At 67.9% G+C, this 21,175-nt stretch carries 15 protein-coding genes and 1 pseudogene; 5 read left to right on the top strand and 11 right to left on the bottom strand.

Annotated elements, in window-relative coordinates; translation table 11 throughout:
* Both FJV41_RS30205 and FJV41_RS30210 read right to left on the bottom strand, forming a co-directional pair.
* A partial coding sequence (locus FJV41_RS30205) for a hypothetical protein (RefSeq protein ID WP_141646046.1) occupies nucleotides 1–211 on the bottom strand: 211 nt, incomplete at its 3' end.
* Nucleotides 208–798 carry a hypothetical protein gene (locus FJV41_RS30210; protein WP_141646047.1) on the bottom strand — a complete coding sequence of 197 codons (591 nt, stop codon included), beginning with the start codon at nucleotides 796–798 and terminating at the stop codon, nucleotides 208–210. The genes FJV41_RS30210 and FJV41_RS30205, both read right to left, overlap by 4 nt.
* Before the next feature lie 182 nt (nucleotides 799–980).
* Between FJV41_RS30210 and FJV41_RS30215 the strand changes: the two genes are divergently transcribed.
* A complete protein-coding gene (locus FJV41_RS30215) occupies nucleotides 981–1,748 on the top strand; it encodes an alpha/beta fold hydrolase (RefSeq protein WP_141646048.1) in 768 nt (255 codons plus the stop codon).
* A gap of 67 nt (nucleotides 1,749–1,815) precedes the next feature.
* Here FJV41_RS30215 and FJV41_RS30220 read toward each other — a convergent pair whose 3' ends face one another.
* The 3 genes from FJV41_RS30220 to FJV41_RS30230 all read right to left on the bottom strand — a co-directional run bounded on the left by FJV41_RS30220 (nucleotide 1,816) and on the right by FJV41_RS30230 (nucleotide 7,520).
* Nucleotides 1,816–2,448 carry a porin family protein gene (locus FJV41_RS30220; protein WP_141646049.1) on the bottom strand — a complete coding sequence of 211 codons (633 nt, stop codon included), beginning with the start codon at nucleotides 2,446–2,448 and terminating at the stop codon, nucleotides 1,816–1,818.
* A gap of 546 nt (nucleotides 2,449–2,994) precedes the next feature.
* Nucleotides 2,995–6,894, bottom strand: coding sequence for an HYR domain-containing protein (locus tag FJV41_RS30225; RefSeq protein ID WP_141646050.1), 3,900 nt, complete (start codon nucleotides 6,892–6,894; stop codon nucleotides 2,995–2,997).
* Between the two features lie 80 nt (nucleotides 6,895–6,974).
* On the bottom strand, nucleotides 6,975–7,520 hold the full coding sequence (locus FJV41_RS30230; protein WP_141646051.1) for a hypothetical protein: 546 nt from the start codon (nucleotides 7,518–7,520) through the stop codon (nucleotides 6,975–6,977).
* 464 nt (nucleotides 7,521–7,984) lie between these two features.
* Here FJV41_RS30230 and FJV41_RS30235 point away from each other — a divergent pair, with 464 nt between their 5' ends.
* Nucleotides 7,985–9,811, top strand: coding sequence for a sigma 54-interacting transcriptional regulator (locus tag FJV41_RS30235; protein WP_246137513.1), 1,827 nt, complete (start codon nucleotides 7,985–7,987; stop codon nucleotides 9,809–9,811).
* An 8-nt stretch (nucleotides 9,812–9,819) separates the two neighbouring features.
* Here FJV41_RS30235 and FJV41_RS30240 read toward each other — a convergent pair whose 3' ends face one another.
* The 4 genes and pseudogenes from FJV41_RS30240 to FJV41_RS30250 all read right to left on the bottom strand — a co-directional run bounded on the left by FJV41_RS30240 (nucleotide 9,820) and on the right by FJV41_RS30250 (nucleotide 16,530).
* The gene (locus tag FJV41_RS30240; RefSeq protein WP_141646052.1) at nucleotides 9,820–11,373 is read right to left on the bottom strand and encodes an ADYC domain-containing protein; all 1,554 of its coding nucleotides are present in this window, start codon (nucleotides 11,371–11,373) and stop codon (nucleotides 9,820–9,822) included.
* A gap of 54 nt (nucleotides 11,374–11,427) precedes the next feature.
* Nucleotides 11,428–12,324 carry a formylglycine-generating enzyme family protein gene (locus FJV41_RS56905; protein WP_438616764.1) on the bottom strand — a complete coding sequence of 299 codons (897 nt, stop codon included), beginning with the start codon at nucleotides 12,322–12,324 and terminating at the stop codon, nucleotides 11,428–11,430.
* A 774-nt stretch (nucleotides 12,325–13,098) separates the two neighbouring features.
* Nucleotides 13,099–15,420: pseudogene (locus FJV41_RS56910) on the bottom strand (serine/threonine-protein kinase); the annotation flags it as partial.
* A gap of 210 nt (nucleotides 15,421–15,630) precedes the next feature.
* Nucleotides 15,631–16,530: an NmrA family NAD(P)-binding protein gene (locus FJV41_RS30250; protein ID WP_141646054.1), complete on the bottom strand. Its 900-nt coding sequence runs from the start codon at nucleotides 16,528–16,530 to the stop codon at nucleotides 15,631–15,633.
* A 119-nt stretch (nucleotides 16,531–16,649) separates the two neighbouring features.
* On the opposite strand from FJV41_RS30250, the gene FJV41_RS30255 reads away from it, so the two are divergent.
* Nucleotides 16,650–17,246 (top strand): TetR/AcrR family transcriptional regulator, encoded by a 597-nt coding sequence (locus FJV41_RS30255; RefSeq protein ID WP_141646055.1) that lies wholly within the window; start codon nucleotides 16,650–16,652, stop codon nucleotides 17,244–17,246.
* Between the two features lie 69 nt (nucleotides 17,247–17,315).
* Here FJV41_RS30255 and FJV41_RS30260 read toward each other — a convergent pair whose 3' ends face one another.
* The gene (locus FJV41_RS30260) at nucleotides 17,316–18,209 is read right to left on the bottom strand and encodes a LysR substrate-binding domain-containing protein (RefSeq protein WP_141646056.1); all 894 of its coding nucleotides are present in this window, start codon (nucleotides 18,207–18,209) and stop codon (nucleotides 17,316–17,318) included.
* A gap of 122 nt (nucleotides 18,210–18,331) precedes the next feature.
* On the opposite strand from FJV41_RS30260, the gene FJV41_RS30265 reads away from it, so the two are divergent.
* Nucleotides 18,332–19,210, top strand: a complete 879-nt coding sequence (locus FJV41_RS30265) for a PhzF family phenazine biosynthesis protein (protein ID WP_141646057.1) — start codon at nucleotides 18,332–18,334, stop codon at nucleotides 19,208–19,210.
* 40 nt (nucleotides 19,211–19,250) lie between these two features.
* Here FJV41_RS30265 and FJV41_RS30270 read toward each other — a convergent pair whose 3' ends face one another.
* Nucleotides 19,251–20,138 carry an SDR family NAD(P)-dependent oxidoreductase gene (locus FJV41_RS30270; protein WP_141646058.1) on the bottom strand — a complete coding sequence of 296 codons (888 nt, stop codon included), beginning with the start codon at nucleotides 20,136–20,138 and terminating at the stop codon, nucleotides 19,251–19,253.
* 32 nt (nucleotides 20,139–20,170) lie between these two features.
* On the opposite strand from FJV41_RS30270, the gene FJV41_RS30275 reads away from it, so the two are divergent.
* Entirely contained in the window at nucleotides 20,171–21,115 is a 945-nt protein-coding gene (locus FJV41_RS30275) for an AraC family transcriptional regulator (RefSeq protein ID WP_141646059.1), read from the top strand.
* Nucleotides 21,116–21,175 lie beyond the last annotated feature (60 nt).

Raw genomic sequence — 21,175 nt, forward strand, 5'->3', positions numbered from 1 at the left:
CGGGCGGGCCGTGCATGGCGCGCCGGCCCACCGTGGGCATCACCCTCATCGACGGGAAGCCGATGCAGATGCCGTAGAAGGCGCTGAGCGCGAAGATGCGCATGACCTCCGCGGGCGGAGTGGGCGCGGGGAGTATCACGAACGCCGTGACGAGCGCCGCGAGCAGCAGCGTGCAGCCCGCGAACAGCGCCCAGCGCACCCCGGGTTTCATTTCGCGCGCCGCACCGTCATCTCGAGGAACTGACCGAATGTCTTGCCCCCATCGAGCGAGAGTTCTCCCTTTTCAACCCACACCCCGTCGCGCACGTCCAGCGTGAAGCGGACGCGGCCCTGAGGCATGTCGAAGCCCCACTGGAACACCCCATCGCCCAGCAGCTTCATTTCGGTGTCCACGACGCCGCCACCGAACCGGTATGCACTGAAGCGCACGCGGCCAGCGGCCTCATCCCAGGAGAGTACTCCGAGTGCCTGGTGCGTGGGGACCTCGGGGGCCGTGGGGCTCGCTCGGCTGGTGCCCAGTCCCTCCACCACGAGCACGGTTCCGTCGAGGTGCGGCTGCACGGTCTCCTTCAGTTGGAACGTCTTGCGACCGCCCGCATGAGGGCCCATGTCGACCCATCCGTCTCCCCGCCAGTTCCCCACCAGGACCTGGAACGGCGAGAGCTTCTCGCGGTGCCGGGCGGCTGCTTCCGCGGCGGAGGGTGGCTGTCTCGGCCGCACAGGAGGCGTGGGCTCCGCGGCGAGGACAGGGGCGGCCAGTGTGAGCGCGAGGGCGACGAGGAGGTTGCGGGCGTGCATGAGAGGTACTCCCGTTCGTGGGTGCCTTCCGGTCCTAGTTCAGGGGCACTCGCCGGGCGCGCGGGTTCCGACGAGAGGTCGGACTTCAGGGACGAGGGGTTCATCGGCACCCGAGCGGGGGCTACGCCGGTGTCGTTGGTTCCCCGTGACTTCGCGCAAGGACACACTGACCGTAAAAGCAGATGTATTACGAGGTGTCCGGCAAGGGCGACCCGCTGATTGTCCTGCACGGGGCCTACATGAACATCCCGACGATGGGCGCCATCATCCCCAAGCTCGCGAAGACCCATCGGGTCTATGCGCTCGAGTTTCAGGGACACGGCCGCACCACCGACATCGACCGGCCCATCACCTACCCCCACCTGGCGGATGACATCGCGGCGTTCATGGACGCGGTGGGACTCAAGAAGGCGGACGTGTTCGGCTACTCCATGGGAGCCGCCGCCGGGCTGCAGTTCGCCATCCGCCATCCGGAGAAGGTGAACAAGCTGGCCGCCGCTTCGGTCGCCTACGATGTCGAGGGCTGGCAGCCCGAGTTCAAGGAGTTCATCCCGCAGATGAAGGTGGAGATGTTCCTCGAGATGCCGTTCGCGAAGGACTACCGGAAGCTCGCCGCCAACCCCGAAGGATTTCCGGAGCTGGTCCGGAAGCTGATTGCGCTCGAGAAGGAGCCGATGGCGTGGGGGGAGCAGGTGAAGGCGCTGAAGACTCCGGTGCTCATCATCACCGGAGATGCCGACGTCTCGACCCTGGAGCATTCGGTCGCCCTGTTCCGGCTCCTCGGTGGTGGAGGCGCGGGCGACATGGGCAAGCCGCTGTCGCCCTCGCGCCTCGCGGTCCTGCCGGCGACGTCACACACCGCGGTCATCACGCAAACGGAGCTGTTGCACGCCTTCATCGAGCCCTTCCTGAAGGGCATCACGCCGAAGGGGATGTTCGAGGCTCCTTAAGCCGGTGCCTCGAACCTCTCTCCCTGTCACCGCGTGAATGACGGGGAGGCTTCCGCCTCAGGACGGCTCAACGGCGGACGAGGAGTCGCAGACCGCCCATGAACCAGGAATGGAAGCGGGCATCCTGTCCGTCGTACCTGGCCAGGGTCCCCGTCACGTAGGGGCCGAACCACACGGGCCCCGCGACGTTGAAATCGATGCCCCCCTGAAGGTTGCCCACCTCGAAGCCTTCCAGGCGGCCATGCGACGAGGTCGGTTCGAGTTCTCCGGTCATGACGGAGGGCACCTGGTCGGCATCGAGGACGTCGTAGCCAACGCCCAGGCCCACCCACGGGCTGAGCTTCTCCGACCAGGGGTGGTGGTAGCTCAGGTTGAGGCCGATTCGCATGGCGCTCGCACCGCAGTCCCCCTGGCACTCGCTGACGGCGAGCCCCACCGCGTACTGGAACGAGGCGCCCACGTAGAAGTGGGAGCCCAGGAACGTCCCCACGTCGAGCTGCGCGGGGACGATGCCCTTCACGATTTCGTCCAGGTAAATGTCGTAGTGGCTGTCCCCTCCCTTCGCGATGCCGATGGGAAGCCCGTAGCCGGCGCGAAGGCCGAAGGAGAGCTTCAGGTCCTCGGATTCGGCCTGGGCGACGGGTGCCCCTGCGAGGATGAGCGTGATGATGGCCCCGAACGTGACAACTGAGTTGCGCATGATGTCTTCCTCTCGCGGTGATGCGATGTGAATCACCGCCGGGCCCAGAGCGGGGTCGGCCTCCCTCGCCTGGCCCGACGAGGCGCCAGTGCAAGCGCGGTGCCTTCCCTGTTCTCCAGGTGACACCAGGATGGACCGCGAAGACAGCACGACTCGGGGACTCAGAATTTCGCGGTGACGCGCCAGGGAGGCCGTGCTCCAGGGGAGGCATGACTTGTGTGTCGCAGCCTGGATGAGGCGCGGAGGGTGATGCGGGGAGTGCTCAACTCGAAGGCCAGGTGGTTGCGCGCGAAGCCAATGCCGTTGTGCAGCCCATTGGCATCCATGAACAGCCATTGCATCACTCCCGCCGCCTCCGCGGGCTCGCGCCCAAGCGTGGACCTCTACACGCCGAACCGCGGGGATACCCCGGCGTATCCGCCCTGCCGGTTCCGTCATTGGCATCCACCGGCCTGCCCCTCGGCGCCACAGCCCCACCCGGTCGTGGTGGAGCTGTCGGCGTGAGCATGTTGGAGAGGCGCCACCGTTCTCACCCAGCCGTCAGGGCTACCGCCGCGCCCCGCGGCGTGCTCGTGGAGCCAGCACCCCCAGCGCCATCAGCGCAAGGAAGGCCCACGGAGCACCGTTCGTCTGTGCGCAGCCACAGCCACTCGACTCCCACGGAGGCAGCATCGTCGGCTGACCGGGTGACGGGCGCTGCGTGCCGGCGTCCGGCGTGCCGGCGTCCGGCGTGCCATTGCCTGGCTGCGACGGGGCGCGCACGACCTCCACCTGGAAGGTGCACCACGCGCTGTTGGCGCGCGTGTCCGTGGCACTCACCGAGACGTCAGTGGTCCCCAGGGGAAGTTGGCGGCCCTCCGGGGGATTGAACTCCACCCGGGTGGTGGACACAGTGTCCACGACATCCACCGCCGGATAGCTCGCAATGGCGCCAGACTCGGAGGTCTGGGTCACCCGCTGCCTCGGCGGGCAGGTGAGTCTCGGAGGCGTCGTGTCCACGACTTCGACTGAGAAGGTACACGCGTTCGAATTGCCGGCTGCATCCGTCGCCGTCACCCTCACCGACGTCCACCCCATGGGCAGGGTGCTCCCGGAGGCCGGGCTGAAGACGACGGTGGGAATGGACACCAGCTCGTCGACGATCGGCGGGAAGAAGGCGACGACGGCGCCCTCTGGCATGGACGCCTCGACCTTCATCGGACTGGGGCAGGTGACTCGCGGCGCCACGGTGTCCACCACCTCCACGGGGAAATGACACGTCGTGCGAAGCCCCGCCCCATCCGTTGCCGTCACCTCCACCTCGGTGGTCCCCAAGGGGAAACGGGTCCCCGTCGGCTGCGAGGTCCGCACCACGGGGACCGAGGCGACGTCGCTGGCCACCAGCCGAGGGAACCAGACATGGGTTCCATCGGGGCCCATGGCCTCATGGCGCTGGGGCCCGGGGCACTCCAGTGCGGGCGGTTGGGTGTCCCGTACGGTGAGGTCGAAGCGGCATGAGGAGCGGTTGCCCGCCTCATCCGCGGCCGTGACGGTGATGGACGAGTCGCCCATCGGGAAGGCCTCACCCCAACCCGGGCTGTAGAAGAGGCCCGGGGAAGGGTCCGTGTCGTCCGTGGCGGTGGCGCGCGTGAAGAACACCCTCGCTCCCTGGGGGCTCGTCGCCTCGACGAACGGGTGGGCAGGACACACCACCTCCGGCGGCGTGGTGTCCGCCACCGTCCGGGGCAGCGCCCACAGCTCCACGCCCGTGTCCTTCTGATACGCGCTGAAGAAGAGGTGCCGGCCCGCGACCGTCAGCCCCTTCGGCGAGGACGAGTCATGGCCGGGGACAAGGTCCGCGGCGGGCACCGTGCCCTCCGCTGTTCCATCTGTCTGCCAGAGTTCCATTCCAGAGACACCGTCCGACGCGGAGAACATCAGCGGACCGTCCGGCCCCAACGCGACGAGCGGTCCGGGCTCGAGCACCGCGCCCATCCGCCCGGCATTGAGCTCCTTCAGCATCCCAGTGCCTGCCGCGGTGCCATCGCTCTTCCACAGCTCGTACCCGTGCGCGGCGTCATAGGCCCAGAAATACACCGCACCCCTGAAGGCCGTGAGGAAGTCCGGCGCCGGTCTGCTGGTATGGGGGGCCGGCAAGAGGTCCTTGACCTTCAACGCCGTGAGGCCGTTGCTCCTCCAGAGTTCGGTGGCGCTGGAGCCCGTATCGACGCTGTATGTCCAGTTGATGAAGTAGAGGGTGCCGTCCACGACGGCCGTGTTGTTCCCCTCAGGGGGACTGACACCGACCGCGATCTGCACCGTCCCCGTCTCCGTGCCGTCACTCTTCCAGAGCGTGGCCCCCTCGCCCGCGATGGATGCGAAAAAGAAGACCTCATCGCCCACTGGCACCACCCGATTGATATCGCCACGGCCGAACGCCATGGCGCTGGTTTTCGCGACCATCCGCGTGCCACCCGGCGTGCCGTCGCTCACCCAGAGCGCCTCGCGGCGGAGGTGGGTGTCCGCCACGAAGAACAGCCGTCCCCCCGCTGGGGTGAACTGCTGAGGGTTCCATCCGAAGGTGAGGCCCGGGGAGCGTTTCAGGAAGACCGACCCGTCCGGGGTGCCGTCGGTCTTCCACAGTTCGTCCTCGTTGCCAGACCGGCGGACGAAGAAGAGTTCCTCGCCAATGACAGCCATACGGCCCTTTTCGAAGGTATCGAAGCGCGAGAGTGGGAGTGAGCCCACGACGCGGGTACCGGGCCGGGTACCGTCAGTGCGCCAGATGCGGTAGTCATCCTTCGAAGAACTCTCCATGAAGTAGAGCTGGCTGCGCGCCGCCATGAGGTGGAAGGGCGTGCCTCCATCGGCACCGGGGCGGAGGTCCGTCAGTGGCTCCGTCCCTTCCCGGGTGCCGTCACTCATCCACAGGTCCCTCTCGTACCCCGCCCCGTCCGTGACGAAGAACAGCCTCCCCTTGAGGTTCACCGCTTCCCTCGGATTGGAGGACGCGGTGGCTCCTGTCTTGCGAAGGAGCACCCGGGTCCCCTCGGAGGTCCCGTCACTCGTCCACAACTCGCCGCCCCGGGTGCTGAAGTAGAGGGTGCCATCCTTCCAGAGGTGGAGCTTGTCCAGGTCGCGAGTGAGGCCGAGCCCTTCTGTCAACCGCACCGTCCCGGCCGCCGTGCCATCACTCTTCCACAGCTCGTGCGACATCCCTGGCTGGCCGGCGAAGAAGTAGAGCCCGTCGGGTGTGGCCAGCATCGGGCCATACGAGCCCGTGGCGGATTGGGCGTCATAGATGACGGAAGTGACGGGCTTGCTGCCCTGCTCCGTGCCGTCACTGCGCCACAGCATCCACTCGGCCTGCTCGTTCATCGCCATGAAGAAGATCTGTCCGGAAAACGCTGTCAGCAGATTGGGAGAGCGCTGATTCGCGACGACCGGCATCAGGTTGAGCCGATACGTTCCGCTGTCGGTGCCATCCGTCCGCCACAACTCCTGACCATACGGGGTGGACACGGCCTGGAAGTAAGCCAGTTCACCCACCACCGTGAGGGGCGTGGTGCGGGAGCTACCGCGTGGATACGATTGGACGCGGACGGTGCCCTCCGTCGTGCCATCCGAGCGCCACAACTGGTCGGGGACATTCAACGTGTCCCTGGCCCAGAAGAGTGCCAGGTCATTCACCGCGACGAAATCGGCGAGACCGGAGAAGTCGGTGCCACGGAATACATCCTTGACGAGCCCCGTGCCCTCCAACGTCCCATCCGTCTTCCACAGCTGCTCCCCATGCACGGTGTCCTCACCGGCGAAGAACAGGGTGCCGTTGACCTGCACCCATTTTGCCCCGGAGTTGGACGAGGGATTGCGCACCGCCGTGAGCGGGAGGGTGCCCGCCGCCGTCCCATCGCTCCTCCAGAGCGAAGAAACTCGGGGCGACTCGAAGCCGCCTCGGGCGATGAAGTAGAGCGCGTCTCCCATGCGAGCGATGAATCGAGGACTGTCGCGCAGCGCGTGCACGAACTCCGTGCTGTCCGGCGTGCCGCGGGTCCTCCAGAGCCCCTGGCTGTCCCAGGTCCCCGAGGTGAAGTACAGCCAGCCGCCCAACTCCGTCAGGAGCGAGGGGCTCGAGAAACCAGCTCCTGGGAGCAGGTCCTGCACGAGGGCCGTGCCCTTGGCCGTTCCGTCCGACCTCCACAGTTCCGTGCCCGTTCCAGGAGTGGTGTTGGTGAAGAAGACGTGGTTGCCCATCGCGGTGAAGTGGTGGGCGCCCGTGTAATAGGGCGCGTCCGTCTCCAGGAGGTCTCGCACGAGGAACGGCGGCTCGGCGGCGGATGCCTTCGCCCGCGCGACCACGGGTTGTCGCGTGCCTCCTGACGCCGGTTCAGAACACCCCGTCACCACGGCCAGGACCAGCACGACCAGGACCTGGAGAGTCCCCACTCCTTGAATGCTGTTCAGCACGATTCCCCCCTTTGGCCAGCTGTTGTGTCTTCATGCGGACCTCCCGCCCACCACGTGAGGTGATGGGCGGGAGGCATTCATCAGAGCAGGCTGCAGTAGTAGAACCGCATGTCGTCGCAGTTCGAGCCACGGCACTGGGCGCCGCGGACGTAGTTGCCAGCGGGCGCCTGCCACGCGCCACTGCCGTCCGTGTACCACGCCGACCAGGTGCAGGAACCCACCGAGCGGCCGGCAATCGCCGTGCACTCGAGCGCGACATTGTCGCAGTAATTGCCGTAGCACGCGACACCCGTCACCCACTCGTTGGCTCCGCAGTAGCGGTAACTGGTCGCCTCCTCGGAGAACTGAGAGGTGAAATAGGAGGCGCCGTGCGCGACGCCCGCGTTCGTACAATTGACGCGGATGTTGTCGCATTTGCTGCCGCTGCACTCGAAGCCGTTGATCAACTGCACCAAGTCACACTGGAGAGGCGGATGCTCCTCCGAGGTGAAGCCCGTCCAGAGCAGGGCCTCGGACTGGCCGAGCTCCTCGGCCACCTGCGCGCTGGACTCCTCATGCTCCATCCCACCACAAGCCGTCATGCCCACGAACAGAGCGACAGAGACCACCATCATCATCCGACACATGTTGTCTTCTCCAATCGAGTGCGTGGCTCCGGCCGCCGGTTCGAGAGGACTCGACCCAGAGGGTTGGCGCCAACACACGTCTCAATGATTCACAACCCACATCCAAACAACGACTGCCTGCTACTCCCCTCGAGGGAAGACTGAAAAACACACAACCAGGACGGCGTCGACACTCACCATGGCGTAACGCACCCATGGCTTGTCGCGAGCGGTCAGCCGTCTGGGGTCGGCCGGAGGAGGTGCCCACTCCACGACCGTGGAAACACCCTCTCTTGCGTTGGGAGTGTTCCCCTGGACGGGTTGAATCGGAATCAGGTCGGTATCTACGCGCTGGGCGCAGCCGAGACCGGTGATTGAAAGGGGGTGGTACCGCTCGTCGGGGCCCTGGTGCGCAGCGGCTGGGAGCGCGTCCCCGGCGGCAACCTCATTGCCAGTGAGCGAGCGGTTGTGAACAATGGCTGACAATGAACCGCTCGGAACAGACGCCGCAGGAGCCCCTGGAGGGCGACAACGCCTCGACCATGGATGGACGGGCCGCCCGAGGGACCCTTCTGCCCCCGGAGTCCTCCGAGCGGCACTACCTGCTGGTCTTCGACGGGGACAGCGCCCGGATGTTCGCCCTCCCCGAGCAGGGGGAGGTGGTGATTGGCCGCGGCGACGGCGCGGACCTCAAGCTCTGCGAGGCCTCGGTCTCCCGGGCACACGCGAAGGTGTCCGTCACCGGTGGGCAGGTACGCATCGCCGACCTGGAGAGCCAGAACGGGACACACGTCAATGAGGAGCGCGTGGTGGGGACACGGCGGCTCTCGTCCGGCGACGTGGTGACCCTCTCCTCGGCGACCCTGGTGCTGCACCTCGGGCGGCGGGCCACCACCGGGCCGCTCTTCGTCGACCCGGCCACAATGCGCCAGCGCGTCGAGGCGGAGCTGGAACGCGCCCTGCGCTACTTCCGCCCCTTCTCCGTCCTGCACGTCTCGCTCGGGACGAAGACCGCGGACCGCCCGCGCGTGGAACTCGCGCTCCAGGCTGTCTGCCGCGGGCTCGACGTCGCCTCGTGGACCGGAGCGGACAGCTTCTCCGTCGCCCTGCCAGAGCTCGATGACCCCGGGGCGAGGGAGCACGCACTCCGCATCCTCGAGGCCCTCGAGCCCCTGGCGCCCGCCGCTCGCGCCGGAGTCGCCGCCTGCCCTTCCGACGGCTGTGACGTGGACACGCTGCACTCCTCGGCATCGGCGGCCGCGAGAACCACGGCCGCCGGCGACGTGGCCTCCGGGCGCGATGCCTTCCAGACGCTGAAGCTCGGCGACCGGGAGGTGCTCATCGCGGACCCCGTGATGATGCGCCTCTACGGCCTCGCGGAGCGGATTGCCAGGTCCGACCTCCCCGTGCTCGTCAACGGAGAGACGGGCGCGGGAAAGGAACTCGCCGCCTCCGCGCTGCACTTCCTGTCCCACCGCAAGGCCCAACGACTGGTGACGCTCAACTGCGCCGCGCTCCAAGAAAGCCTCCTCGAGTCCGAGCTCTTCGGCCACGAGAAGGGCGCCTTCACCCATGCCACCGCCACGAAGATGGGCCTCTTCGAGGCAGCGAGTGGTGGCACCCTCTTCCTCGACGAGGTGGGCGAACTGTCCCTCTCCATCCAGGCGAAGCTCCTGCGCGCACTGGACACCCAGCGAATCACCCGGCTCGGGGACGTGAAGGAGCGCGTCATCGACGTGCGCGTCGTCGCCGCCACCAACCGCGACCTCGAAGCGGAGATTCGCGCGGGACGCTTCCGCCAGGACCTCTTCTTCCGCCTCTCCGGCAGCATTCTCTGGCTGCCCCCGCTGCGCGAGCGCAAGCGCGAGCTGCCCATCCTCGCGCGGGCCTTCCTCTTGAGAGCCTGCGAGCGGAGCGCTCGCGAGCCCCTGGAAATCTCCGACGCCGCGATGCAACGCCTGGCGTTGTACCCCTGGCCCGGCAACGTCCGCGAGCTGCGCAACGTGATGGACTACGCCGCCGCGGCGGTAACGGAGGAGGTGCTCGAACCGTGGCATCTCGACGAGCGGCTCGGAGCAGGCTTCTCGGTCAAACCCTCCGCGAGCACCGAGCCCGCACTCCCCGCGCAGGAGCCGACGACGCTTCCCGCCCTGACCAACCTCGCGGAAGAAATCCAGACGCTCGAGCGCACCCGGATGACTCAGGCGCTCCACGCTTCCGAGGGCAACCAGACCCGGGCGGCACAGCGGATTGGCATGCCCCTGAGGACCTTCGTCACGAAGATGAAGCAATACGGCCTGCGCGGGAAGTGAGCCTCGCATCATGGCGTGATCACCCCTCCGGTGGGAGGCACGATGATGGGCTCGAGGGACAGGCTTTCTGCCAGCGCCACGCACTGAGCCGACCAGTCATACGGCCTCATCTTCCCGTCTGGAGCCTCGCTACAGCAGCCCTTGAACAAGGGCTGCTCGCAAACCGCCCGGGTGAGCCAGTTGCAGTCATTGGCTAGTGCCGGGCCCACGACATACGGGCTGTGCAGACAACCGTTGGTCCAGTTCGCGACGAAGATGAGGGGCACATCCTGCTCCGACTCCGCCTGCTGCACACATTCCTGCAACTCCCCCTTGTTGAAGATCAGCGAGGGACCGCGTCTGGTCACGGGGCTACACGATGAGGGGCTGGTCGGCTCGTTCGACTCGACGCAGAACGGGCCGCCGGTCACGACGACCTCCACATCCATCGTGGCGCAGTTGGCGGGGAGGGCCACGAAGCGCTCCTTTTCGAGACACACCGTGCCTCGCGCATTGAACGCGGACTCCACGGTGAAGGCCGAGGGACCATTCGCGCCAGCAGGGTCATCGAAGACGTCATCCTCCGACGTCGGGGCAATGAAGTGGTGGCGGTCCCAGATGTCGATAAGGGTGTCGGGCTCCGTGTGGGAGACACCGTTCTCACAGTAGTCCGCCATGGCGGCTTTGTAGCAAGCCTCCCAGAAGGGCTCGAGGCTCACCGGCTCGTGTTGGTTTGGCGGAATCAGACGCGTCCAGGGCTTGTAGCCCCAACGTGCGCACTTCACCGCCGTCCCGTCATGGCAGGCAATGCCGAGGTACTGGTCCTCCGCCGAGTTCGCGTGCCCCATCGTGTCGAGGTAACGGGAAAGGAACATCGCCGCATTCGAAGGGCTCCCGTCTCCCCTCTCGCAGAAGTCCACCCATGTGCCCCCGTCGTCCTTGATCTGCACCCGGTAGAAGCGCACATCCGCATTGGGACCGGTGGCTCTGCGATATTGCGGTTGCAGCAGATTCGCCGCGTCCGTCGGACCATACGGGCCCGCGTCGACGAAGGAGCCTACGATGCGGGCATCCCTGCGAGGTTCCGAATCCAGCGCCCTGGGCGACGCCAACAGACCTGAGATCTCCACCACGCTGAACGTGGCAAGGGGCACGGTCGTCACCTCGAACCCGACGGGAAAATCGACGGCGCGGGAGCTGGCTTGCTTGGGCAGCCGCGGAAATGGCGAAGGTGGCGGAACCGGCAGCCCCTGACCGCCCGAAGTCGCGATGCCCAGGAGGTGACTCCCATTCAATTGCGCCTTCGCACTCACGAGCGCGCCGTTCGAATCACGAACATGGAAGGAGTCGACAACCACAGCCCAGGGATTGTGGGTCTTGGTGCCTTGAGGTGTCTTGCCTTGAGGTGTCTTGCCTTGGGGCGTCTTGCCTTGGAGCGTGCCGAGCGCTCGCGCCGACGAAGCAACGAAGGGCTCCGGGTCTCTCACCTCCATCACGGGTCCGCAGGCACTCAAAATCAATGCACTCAACAAGCAGGCTTTTGCGTTCATGGCGGAACATACCCTTAGCAAGTCGCGGGCCATCCCTGCTCCGTCAACGCGGCCGCCCCGCGATTCCCCTCCGACACGCTGCGTCCATCAAGGGACGTCGGCGCAGACTCGGAACCCCGTATCCACCTGCCGGAAGTCGCGGTTCACCACCCAGCTGTTCGGAATCCGCGCGGAGATGGTGCCCACATGCCAGGAGCCACCTCGGACCACGAACTCCTTCGCGCCGTTCACCGAGCGCACGACTTCCCACGCGTTGCCCAGCATGTCCGCGACACCCAGCGGAGAATTCGACGCGGAGTGGCTTCCCACCTCGTCGGGGCCGTAGGCGGCATCCTGGTACCCGTACGTCTCGTCGATGTTGGCTTCATCCGGCGCGAGCAATTCACCATGCGGGAGGGTCCGCGCGTCCGCCCCGCGCGCGGCGCGCTCCCACTCGTGCTCCGTACACAGCCGCGCGTGCGGAACCCGGCCCGTGGCATCCAACCAGGACAGGTACGCCTCCATGTCCGAGGGCGTGATGGCCGAGACAGGGAAACGGAGCCAGTCCTGCTCGGCGCGCAGCTTGCGCTCCCGGTAGCGGATGGGCGCTCCCGCGAGGGCGGTGTACCGCTGCGAGATGGGCGCGAAGGTGAACCGCCAACCCCGAGCCGTCCGCGCGAGCTCCTGGTACGCGGTCTCCGTGGTGCCCCCCATGGAACTCTGCGTATTGGGCAGGTGCCGCGAGCGCACCGCGGCGGGGAGGTCCTCGAGGAACGCGAGCCAGTCCGCGAACGTGACCTCGTACCGGCCCACGAGGAACGCCTTCAGCGCCACGGGGTGGAGGGGCGCGGCCTCGTAGAACTCACGACGCACCTTCTCGTCTCCCGCGGCACCGAAGAGCACGGGCCCCGCGGGCACGTACACGAAGCCCTCGGGGACACGTGACGCGGGAGGCAGTCCGAGCTTCAACGGCACGAGCTTCCCGCGTGAGGCCACGAAGGGCATGCGCACCGGCGCGAACCCGGGCGCGCTCGCGCTGAGCACGTAGGCACCGGGAGAGAGCGCACCGCCTGCTTCGATGGGCGCGGGACGCTCACTCCACCGTCCATTCAGGGACTCGATGCGCGTGAGCGACCAGGTGGCCTCTGGAGGCTCGATTTCGACGCGCACGTTCGCGGGCCGCTCCAGGGCCGCCACCCACTCGCTCGCGTCATCCAGGCGGCGGAGGCGCTCGAGTTCCGCCGCGTACTCTCCCTGGCGCCCCTCCAGCTCCGCGAGTTCGGCGCGCTCGGCCATGATGCGGGCCAGCGCGCGGCGCACCTCCGCCCGTTCAGGAGCGAGCAGGAACGCATTCTCGGCCCGGGCGCTCGCGAGCCCCACGGCACGCACCCAGGCCTCCTTCCTCGTCAGCGCGGCGTCCCAGCTCCGCTCGCCCAGGGGCCAGTCTCCCTTGTCGAAGGCGACATATGCCTCGCCGCGCATCCGCTCCCAATCCACCCGGGCCCGGTGCATCGCCTCGGCTTCGCGGGCGGACTCCGCCAGGTGCTGCCCCACCTGGGCATCCACCCCACGCGCGTGCGACCAGCGCTGCGCGGAGTACGTGAGCAGCCCCGCCAGCACCAAGGCGCCCAGACTCAACGGCCCCCGAAGACGCCGCATCCGCTGGCGGCGCCGGGACGCCGAGAGGAAGGCGGCCTCCGAGGGTGACGTCTCCTCGAGGATGACGCGGCCTGCGTCCGCGAGTTGGAGTCCGCCCCAGAGCGCATCCGCTGGCCGGCCGAGCCGCTCCCACTCGTGAGTCGCGGCCTGGAGGCGCTCGCGAACGGCCCGGACCTCCGCATCCTCCGAGAGCCAGCGCTTGAGCGCTGGCCACTCGCGCAGGAGCACCTCGTGGGCAATCTCCCAGGCCGTCCCTTCCTCGGAATCGCGAGGCATCACGATGCGCTCCCGGGCCAGGGTGGCCAGCGCGGCTCTCCGCGCGGGGGGCGCCTCGCTTCCCAGGAGTTCCACCTCGAGCCTGGGCCTGCGCTGGTCGTTCGCGGTGACCAGGCGCACGAGCATCGCGCGAGCCTCCCGGGCCTCGCGCGGCGGAAGCCGGCGGAAGAGGGCATCCGCATGCTGGGCGAGCGCCCCCGAGACGCCACCCATGGACGCCAGGGCCTGTTCGGTCAGGACAGTCGCGGCGCCGCGGCTGTCCCACAGGCGCTCCAGCGCGAACTCAATCAGCGGCAGCGCGCCGCCCTGCGCGGCGAACTCGAGCAGACCCTGCACCATCGCCTCGGACTCGAAGCGCACCCCGTGGACCTGAGCAGGGTCCTCGATGAGCTGCCGCAGGTGCTCGCGCTGAATGGGACCGAGCAGGAACAACGCGCCCGAGAGTTCCGACCCCAGCGAGGGGAGCGAGGTCAGCGCATGCAACAGGTCGCTGCGTGCCGTGGCGAGCACGCGCAGCGAGGGCAGGCCGGCACTCAGCTCCGAGACCGCCCGGGCGGCGAGCCCGGCTTCCTCCCGGTCCGCGAAGGACGCCCACTCCTCGAGCTGGTCGACGAAGAGCACCAGGCCCCGCCTGGGCCCCAGGGCCCGCACGAGTTCGCGCGCGAGCAGGCCTGGCTCGGACCGCAGCCGCGCGTCCAGCTCCGCGGGCGGGGTGCCGAGCACCTCCGCGCAGACCGCCACCAGGGCGCGGAGCGGATGACGCCCGGGGAGACAGGTGAGGCTCTGCCAGCTCCTGCCCGCGCCCAGCGCCCCCTCCCTGACCGCGGGCAGCACCCCGGCGCGACACAGCGAGCTCTTCCCCACTCCGGACTCCCCCGCCACCACGACGAGGCCGCTCGACTTCAGCCGCTCGACCACCGCTCGGACTTCCGAGCTCCGGCCGAAGAAGAGCGCGCGGTGCTCCGCCTCGAACGGCATCAGCCCGCGGTACGGATTTCCCTCGGGCACGCGGGCGGGGTGGGCCTGGAGCAGACGCTCCAGCGCCTCACGGAGCGCGTCGCCCGAGGCATAGCGCCGCGCCGGGTCGCGCTCCAGGCATCGGTCGATGACGTCCGCCAGCCGGCCATCCGCCTGCGGCGCCACCTCCCCGAGCGGTCGCGCGGCGTGCTCGGCGACGACATCGCGGATGGGCCCCTCGGGCAGGAACCGCACCGGGGGCTTGCCGGCGCACAGCTCGTAGAGCAGCGCGCCCAGCGCGTAGACGTCACTTCGGCGCGTCGCGGGCTCGCCACGCCAGCACTCCGGTGGGAGGTACAGCGGTGTTCCCACCGCCGCTCCCACTTGCGTGAGCGCGGCGGACGCAACGCTCGGGACCACCGGCTCCGTGACACGCCCCGGTCCGACGATTCCCGGGAGCGTGTCCTCGGGATTCGCGGCGAGGGCTCGCGGTGCGCCGTCACTCGACTCGCCCCCTCGCGCCCCGCGTTCGGCGCCAGGGATGAGCGGGAGCCCCGTGGCGACGGGCTCCTCGGAGAATTTCGCCAGACCGAAGTCGAGCAGCTTCGCTCCGTCGGACCCGAGCATGGCGTTGGCCGGCTTGAGGTCCCGGTGGAGGATGCCCGCGCGGTGTGCGGCTGCGAGCCCACGCGCAAGGTCGATGCCGATGGCCAGCGCGCGCTCCCCCGCGATGGGCTTGTCGAGCCGGTCGAGGCCGCCCCCCTCGATGAGCTCCGTCACCATGTAGGGCTGCCCATCGATGGTGCCAATGCGATGGACGGCTACGACGTTGGGGTGCGCCAGGCGAGCGATGGCGCGGGCTTCGATGAGAAACCGCTCCCTGCGGGCGACGTCGGGCCCGAGCGCGCCGAGGAACTTGATGGCCACCTGCCGCTCCAGGAGCGTGTCTTGCGCGAGCCACACCTGCCCCATGGCGCCCTGCCCCAACAAACGCACCAGCCGATACTCATCGAATTCGCCGGGGGGTAACCATACGGGAGGCGGCATCCCCCGGAACTCTGGCGCCACCACGCCGATTCGGCACGCTCTTTCGGCGCCATCACGCCATTTCAGCGCGACTCCAGCGCGAACCTCTCTTTCGGGCGCGCTGGCCTCACAATTGCTCACACCCGCCCCATGGAGCGCCGCCCTGGTGCTCGGAGGCGGCATGACAACGAGACGAGGGCATCATGACTGGCGATGTCTGGGATTGATGGGCGGCGCGGAGATGGCGGGCGGCCACTCCGCCTATTCGCTCTCGGCAACAGGCCTGCGCCACGGCGCCCGCGTGTCGAACGCGCGGCAGGAGCACTCCTCGCCAAGCCCCGCCTGGTGTGCCCTGACGTTCATGGACAGGCGTGGCTCAGCGGCGAGGTCACCTCAAGGCCACGTGGCGTGGACCCATTGCGCGAAGGTCCGCGGCGAGAGGCCGAGGGCGCGCGCTTCGTCGGGGCGGGCTGGACTCGGATTTTCGTTCAGGTAGCGCTGCGAGTGGACGAACGCGGGGAGGAGGCCCTGTGCGAGTGCCTCTTCTGGAGTCAGGTCGGGCGCCTCGACCTTCGTCTTCCAGGCCTCCGAGAGGACCGCCGATATCTCGCGGAGCGAGCGGACATCACCGGCGAGTTCGAGGTTGCGGCCATCGAAGCGCTCCGGCTCGGCGATGATTCGCGCGACCGCCTTGCCGATATCGTCGACGGAGATGAGCGACAGCCGGGTGTCGGGTTTGAGGACGGTCAGCAGCCGATCCTCCACCCAGTTCGCGAAGAGGAATGACGGGCGCACGAAGTTCTCCATGAACATGGACGGCCGCAGCACGGTCCAGTGCGGAAAGCCGGCGTCCTTCACGAGCTCGTCGAGATACGCCTTGCTCTCCCAATAATGCTCCAGCGTCTTCCAGCGCCCCTCCTTCCAACCGGGGACGCCGCGATGATGGTCGCCAGCGCCGGAGACCGATGTGTGGACGAACTGCGGGACGCGCTCGGCGAGCGCCGCCTCGACGAGGTTCCGCCCATGCCTCGTCTCGGAGTCGCCTCCGAGGTCCTTGAGGTCGGGCGTCTGCACCGAGAAGACCGCGTCGACGCCGCGGCAGGCCGCGCGCAGCGAAGGCGGGTCATCAAGATTCCCCGAGGCAATCTCGACGCCGTGCTCGCGGAGCCCCGCCACTGCCGGCGCCTCCAGGTTTCGGACCAGCGCCCGCACCGCGACGCCGTCGGCGCGCAGTGCGCGTGCGGCCGCTCCGCCCTGTCTGCCCGTGGCTCCCGTCACCAGAACCGTCTTCATGGCCCACCTCATCGCAACGTGGCCGGCGCTTTATTGCAACCAGTTCGTTGCTTTGCTGAAGGTAACGGCCCCGGAGGACAAAGCAACTTGTTCGTTGCTTTCGTGCTAGAACGTTCGGGATGGCTTCGAAACAGCAACGGGGCGAGCCGCTGGTCGCGAAGATTCTCGAGGCGACCCTCGAAGAGGTCGCGCGGGTCGGCTACGAGAACCTGTCAATCGAGGCGGTCGCCGAGCGCGCCGCCGTCAACAAGACGACAATCTATCGCCGCTGGGAAACTCCGGAGGCGCTGGTGCTCGCCGCGTTCGCACGCGTGTCCGACCAGGACAGCTTCCCCAACACCGGCTCGCTCCGGGGCGATCTCCTCGACTACCTGCGCCGCTATCGCGCGGTCTGCCGCTCCCCCGTGGTGCTGTCGCTGATGCGCATGCTCTTCGCTGGCAGTGGCGGCACGGGAGAGCTCTGCAAGGTCATCCAAGAGCGAATCGAACGCTCCGAATGCAACGCGCTCGTGATGTTCGAGCGGGCGGTGGCGCGCGGCGAGCTCCCGAAGGACACCGACATGCCGCTCGTTCGTGACCTCCTGCTCGGCAGCGCCCGGAATCTGATTTTGTTCCGCCATGACACCTGCACCGACGAGACGCTCGAGCGCGTCGTCGACGTGATGCTGCTCGGCGCCGCCGAAGGCGGTCGGCGCAAGAAGTCGGCGCGACGCTGAGGCACCCCGCGAAGCGCATTCTTCCCATGCGTTACACGCGGACTGGGACGACCCGCGAACAGGTATGAATCAAGGGGGCGTCATCAGGTTGCGTTGAAACCACTCCCGGAGGGCGACGACGTCGGCACGGGAACTCAGGCCTGGCGCGCAGACGAAGTGATAGGTCTCGCCGCGAAGAACCTCGACGAACGGCTGGCTCAGCAGTCCCGCGGACAAGGCGTCGGCCACCAAGACCCGGCTGACGATGGCAACCCCCTGCCCCGCGAGCGCGGCCTGAACCGCATGCAGGCCGTCCGTGAACCGGATGCCGGCCTCGGTATCCACCCCTGTGACTCCGGCCTCGGCACACCAGCGTGCCCACGTCGGCGGGGGTCTGGGCACACGCTGCCCGTCGATGTGGATGAGCTTCGCGCGGCGCAGGTCGCTGGCGCGCGTGAGTTTGAGTCTCGGGCTGCACACCGGGGTGAAGGTGTCGCGCTTCAGCACCGTGGCCTCGGCCCCCGGAAACGGGCCCCTGCCATAGCGGATGGCCACATCGACTTCGCCCGCTTTCAGCACCACGGGCGCGTTCCCGGCATGCAGCCGGAACTCGATGTCCGGCAAGAGGCGGCGGACCTCATCCAGACGCGGCACCAGCCACTGGCTCAAGAAACCCGTGGTGGCGGAGAGTGTCAGCGTCACGGGCGTCGGGCCCTTGCGCAGGCGTGAGACAACCCGGCTGATGTCCGCGAAACCCGCCGCGGCCGCCTCGTACAGCTCCGCGCCGGCCGGCGTCAGGGACACGGACCGTGGCGTCCGGTCGAGCACACGCACGCCCAGGTAGGCTTCGAGCTGCCGGACCTGGTGGCTGATGGCCGTGGGCGTCACGAAGAGCTCCGCGGCGGCGGCCTTGAAGCTGGAATGTCGGGCGGCCGCGTCGAAGGCGCGCAGCGCGTTCAAGGGAGGAAGCTCGTACGGAGGCATGCTGAATCCAGCTCATCTTCAAGGTGAGAACTTCGCTTTTGCGGCGGCACCCGAGCCTCATTAGGTTTCCGTCAGGTCCGAGCAAGGTGAATGTAGCTCATCTACGACCGAGGAGAAGACGCATGGCAGAGCTGGCATCCGGGCTGATCGATGTGTTCGCGGATACTCCGCTGAGCGGCAACCCTCTCGCGGTCGTCGAAGGCGCGGACGCGTTGCCCGACGACACGCTTCGGCGCATCGCAGGCGAGTTCAATCAGGCGGAGACGACCTTCCTCCTGAAGAGCACACGTGCCGATTGGAAGTTGCGCTCGTTCACCGCGAACGGCTCGGAGATATTCGGAGCGGGGCACAATGCGCTCGGGGCCTGGCTGTGGCTCGCCGAGCACGGAGCCCTCGGTTCGTTGGATGCGCCGAAGACCTTCCAACAGGAAATCGGTACAGACGTGTTGCCCATCACGCTCGAGGCACGTGCGGGCCGCATCCACGGGCGGATGAAGCAGTCACCATTGAAGCTGTCTCCGCCACTTGATGAGGTCGGCCCCCTGGCCGAGGCGCTTGCCGTGCCTGTCGCGGATGTTCTGACGCACCCGGCGCCCCGCGTCGCCAGCACCGGTGCAGGTCATCTCCTGGTTCGCGTTCGAGACGCGCTGACTGTTGATCGCGCTCGCCCCATGAGTGACAAGTTGCTCTCGGTGCTGGCGGCGGCGGGGGCCGAGGGCTGCTATGTCTACGCGTTCGACCCGGCCGCGCCACGGACAGCCTATGCGCGCTTCTTCAACCCCACGGTCGGTCTCTGGGAAGACGCGGCGACGGGCACGGCCGCCGGGCCGCTGTGCGCCTACCTGGGTTCGGAGAACCTGCTCGCTGAGGACAAGACCCTCGTCGTCGAGCAGGGTGTTCACATGGGCCGGCGCAGTTTGTTGCATGTGCGCCTGACACCGGAGCCCGAGCTCTCCGGCTCTGGAGTCGTGGTGCTTCGTGGATTGCTCACGGTGACGTGACACTCACTCGACGCCCACTTGGTTCGTATCCTGGCGCGAGTCACGAACCCGGGCGCAGCATGGCCTCGGTGAGCCTCCAGACGCTGGCCGCCAGCTCGGCGTCGTACGCAATCGCTGTGGGCTGATATTTCTTCGGACTCTTGAGCGCGGCACCTCGCGCGAGCCGCACATCCTCGTCGAGCAGGAAACGAAGGCCGTTTTCAGCCGAGCGCTCCGGCGTCGTCGCGATGAGTGCGTACAGCGCGCGGGCCCACCACGGCTGCTCGCGAATCGAGTCGGTCGTCGTAGGACCTACGCATGAAATCGCGATGCTGATGGGCAGGTCTTTCCACCTTCGCGCGGCCTCCTGAACGTGCAGGAAGCCGAGCACCTGCGACGACATGAGCGAAGCCGTGAGCGTCCACTTGCGACGCTCGAATTGCAGATCGCCCACATCCGGCACGAGCCGCGCGGGAGGGCTGGCGCCGATGTGAAGAATCCGTCCATCTCCGGACGCCGCGAGCGCATCGACGAGCTTCAGGTTGAGCCCGGCCCGCGCGAGGTATTGCAGGCCGAAGGCGTGTTCGTAGCCGTCGGCCGTCGTCTGACGCGTCCGCGCCCGCAGGTCCACGTTCATCGCCGAGTGGATGAGGCCATCGAACGTCCTGCGCCAGGCCAGGATGTCGCGGGCGGCGGCTTCGATGCCCGCGACCGACGAGAGGTCTGCCCGTGCCCACCGCGCGTCACCGGCTCCGGCGTCACGCAGCAGCTTCGCCGTGGCTTCGCCCCGTGTGGCATCTCGGCCCAACACGAGCACGTCCGCGTGTCGCCGCGCCATCGCGAGCGCGGTGGCTCGACCAATGCCACTCGTCCCACCGGCGAAGACGAAGGCCTTTCTTCTAACGTCTCTCGACATCAGCACCTCGTGGAGTTCAAGTTCGGGTGCCATGGTCTCGGACGACCTGCTACGAAGCGTCTCGAATGGTTGATGGAACGTCCGACGATGCGCTGACGTCGCTTCTCTCCACCGTAAGGCTTCGCGCGAGCGTCTTCGGTGCGAGCGAGCTCGCGGCGCCCTGGGGCGTCAGCACCGAGGGTCTCGGCGCCTACGTCTGTTACGTCATCCCAGAAGGAAGTGCCGTCCTCTCCGTGCGCGGGAATCGCCGTGCCCTCCCCCTCCTGGCGGGCGGTGTTGCGCTGGTCCGCGCGGGCATGGCGCACGAGCTGAAGGACTCGCACAAGACGCGCTCCGAGCCCTTCGAGCGGCTTCGCGCCAGGTCCAAGAGCGCGACCTCTTTCTTCCGCGGCGGCGGCACCGGCGCGCGAACCCAGGTCATCTGTGGGACCCTCGAGGTCGACGAGATTGACCGCGCCCTCTTCGACACCGCGCTGCCACCAGTCGTGAGCTTGAAACACGAAGAGCTCTCGGGGGCGACGCGGCATCTGGTCGCCGCGCTCACGTCCGAGGCTATCGACCGGAAGCCCGGGGCCTCACTCGTCCTGACGCGGCTGGCGGAGCTCCTCTTCGTTCAGGTCGTTCGCGCGTGCATCGGTCTCGATGTTCGGACCGCCAGTTGGCTGCGAGGAGTCGGACACCCGGCAATCACGAAGGCGCTGGCTGCGATTCATCGCGCGCCAGGAGAAGCATGGACGCTCGAACGTCTCGCGGAGGAGGCGATGATGTCGCGGTCGACCTTCGCGGCGACCTTCCACGACACCGTGGGGGAGACGCCGTTCGCGTATCTCACGTCGTGGCGCATGCGAGCCGCCGCACAGCTCCTCGCGTCGTCTGACCAGAGCCTCAAGGTGATTGCCAGCACCGTTGGCTACGCCTCCGACGAGGCCTTCTCGCGAGCCTTCCGAGCGTGGGCCGGTATGCCTCCCGGCGCATACCGGGGGCGGTCGCCAAGGCGCGCTGACACGTAGCCGTCCCGCCCCGAACACCTGTGCGGCCGGCTGCCCATCTCGTGGTGCGAGCGCCTCCCC

This window comes from Myxococcus llanfairpwllgwyngyllgogerychwyrndrobwllllantysiliogogogochensis, from assembly GCF_006636215.1.
Lineage (GTDB): Bacteria > Myxococcota > Myxococcia > Myxococcales > Myxococcaceae > Myxococcus > Myxococcus llanfairpwllgwyngyllgogerychwyrndrobwllllantysiliogogogochensis.

Bases quoted from the DNA above. Each gene is read 5' to 3' on its own strand.
- FJV41_RS30210 (WP_141646047.1), bottom strand. From the start codon at position 798: ATGCACGCCCGCAACCTCCTCGTCGCCCTCGCGCTCACACTGGCCGCC.
- FJV41_RS30215 (WP_141646048.1), top strand. From the start codon at position 981: ATGTATTACGAGGTGTCCGGCAAGGGCGACCCGCTGATTGTCCTGCAC.
- FJV41_RS30220 (WP_141646049.1), bottom strand. From the start codon at position 2,448: ATGCGCAACTCAGTTGTCACGTTCGGGGCCATCATCACGCTCATCCTC.
- FJV41_RS30230 (WP_141646051.1), bottom strand. From the start codon at position 7,520: ATGTGTCGGATGATGATGGTGGTCTCTGTCGCTCTGTTCGTGGGCATG.
- FJV41_RS30235 (WP_246137513.1), top strand. From the start codon at position 7,985: ATGAACCGCTCGGAACAGACGCCGCAGGAGCCCCTGGAGGGCGACAAC.
- FJV41_RS30240 (WP_141646052.1), bottom strand. From the start codon at position 11,373: ATGGCCCGCGACTTGCTAAGGGTATGTTCCGCCATGAACGCAAAAGCC.
- FJV41_RS56905 (WP_438616764.1), bottom strand. From the start codon at position 12,324: ATGCCCTTCGTGGCCTCACGCGGGAAGCTCGTGCCGTTGAAGCTCGGA.
- FJV41_RS30250 (WP_141646054.1), bottom strand. From the start codon at position 16,530: ATGAAGACGGTTCTGGTGACGGGAGCCACGGGCAGACAGGGCGGAGCG.
- FJV41_RS30255 (WP_141646055.1), top strand. From the start codon at position 16,650: ATGGCTTCGAAACAGCAACGGGGCGAGCCGCTGGTCGCGAAGATTCTC.
- FJV41_RS30260 (WP_141646056.1), bottom strand. From the start codon at position 18,209: ATGCCTCCGTACGAGCTTCCTCCCTTGAACGCGCTGCGCGCCTTCGAC.
- FJV41_RS30265 (WP_141646057.1), top strand. From the start codon at position 18,332: ATGGCAGAGCTGGCATCCGGGCTGATCGATGTGTTCGCGGATACTCCG.
- FJV41_RS30270 (WP_141646058.1), bottom strand. From the start codon at position 20,138: ATGGCACCCGAACTTGAACTCCACGAGGTGCTGATGTCGAGAGACGTT.
- FJV41_RS30275 (WP_141646059.1), top strand. From the start codon at position 20,171: ATGGTTGATGGAACGTCCGACGATGCGCTGACGTCGCTTCTCTCCACC.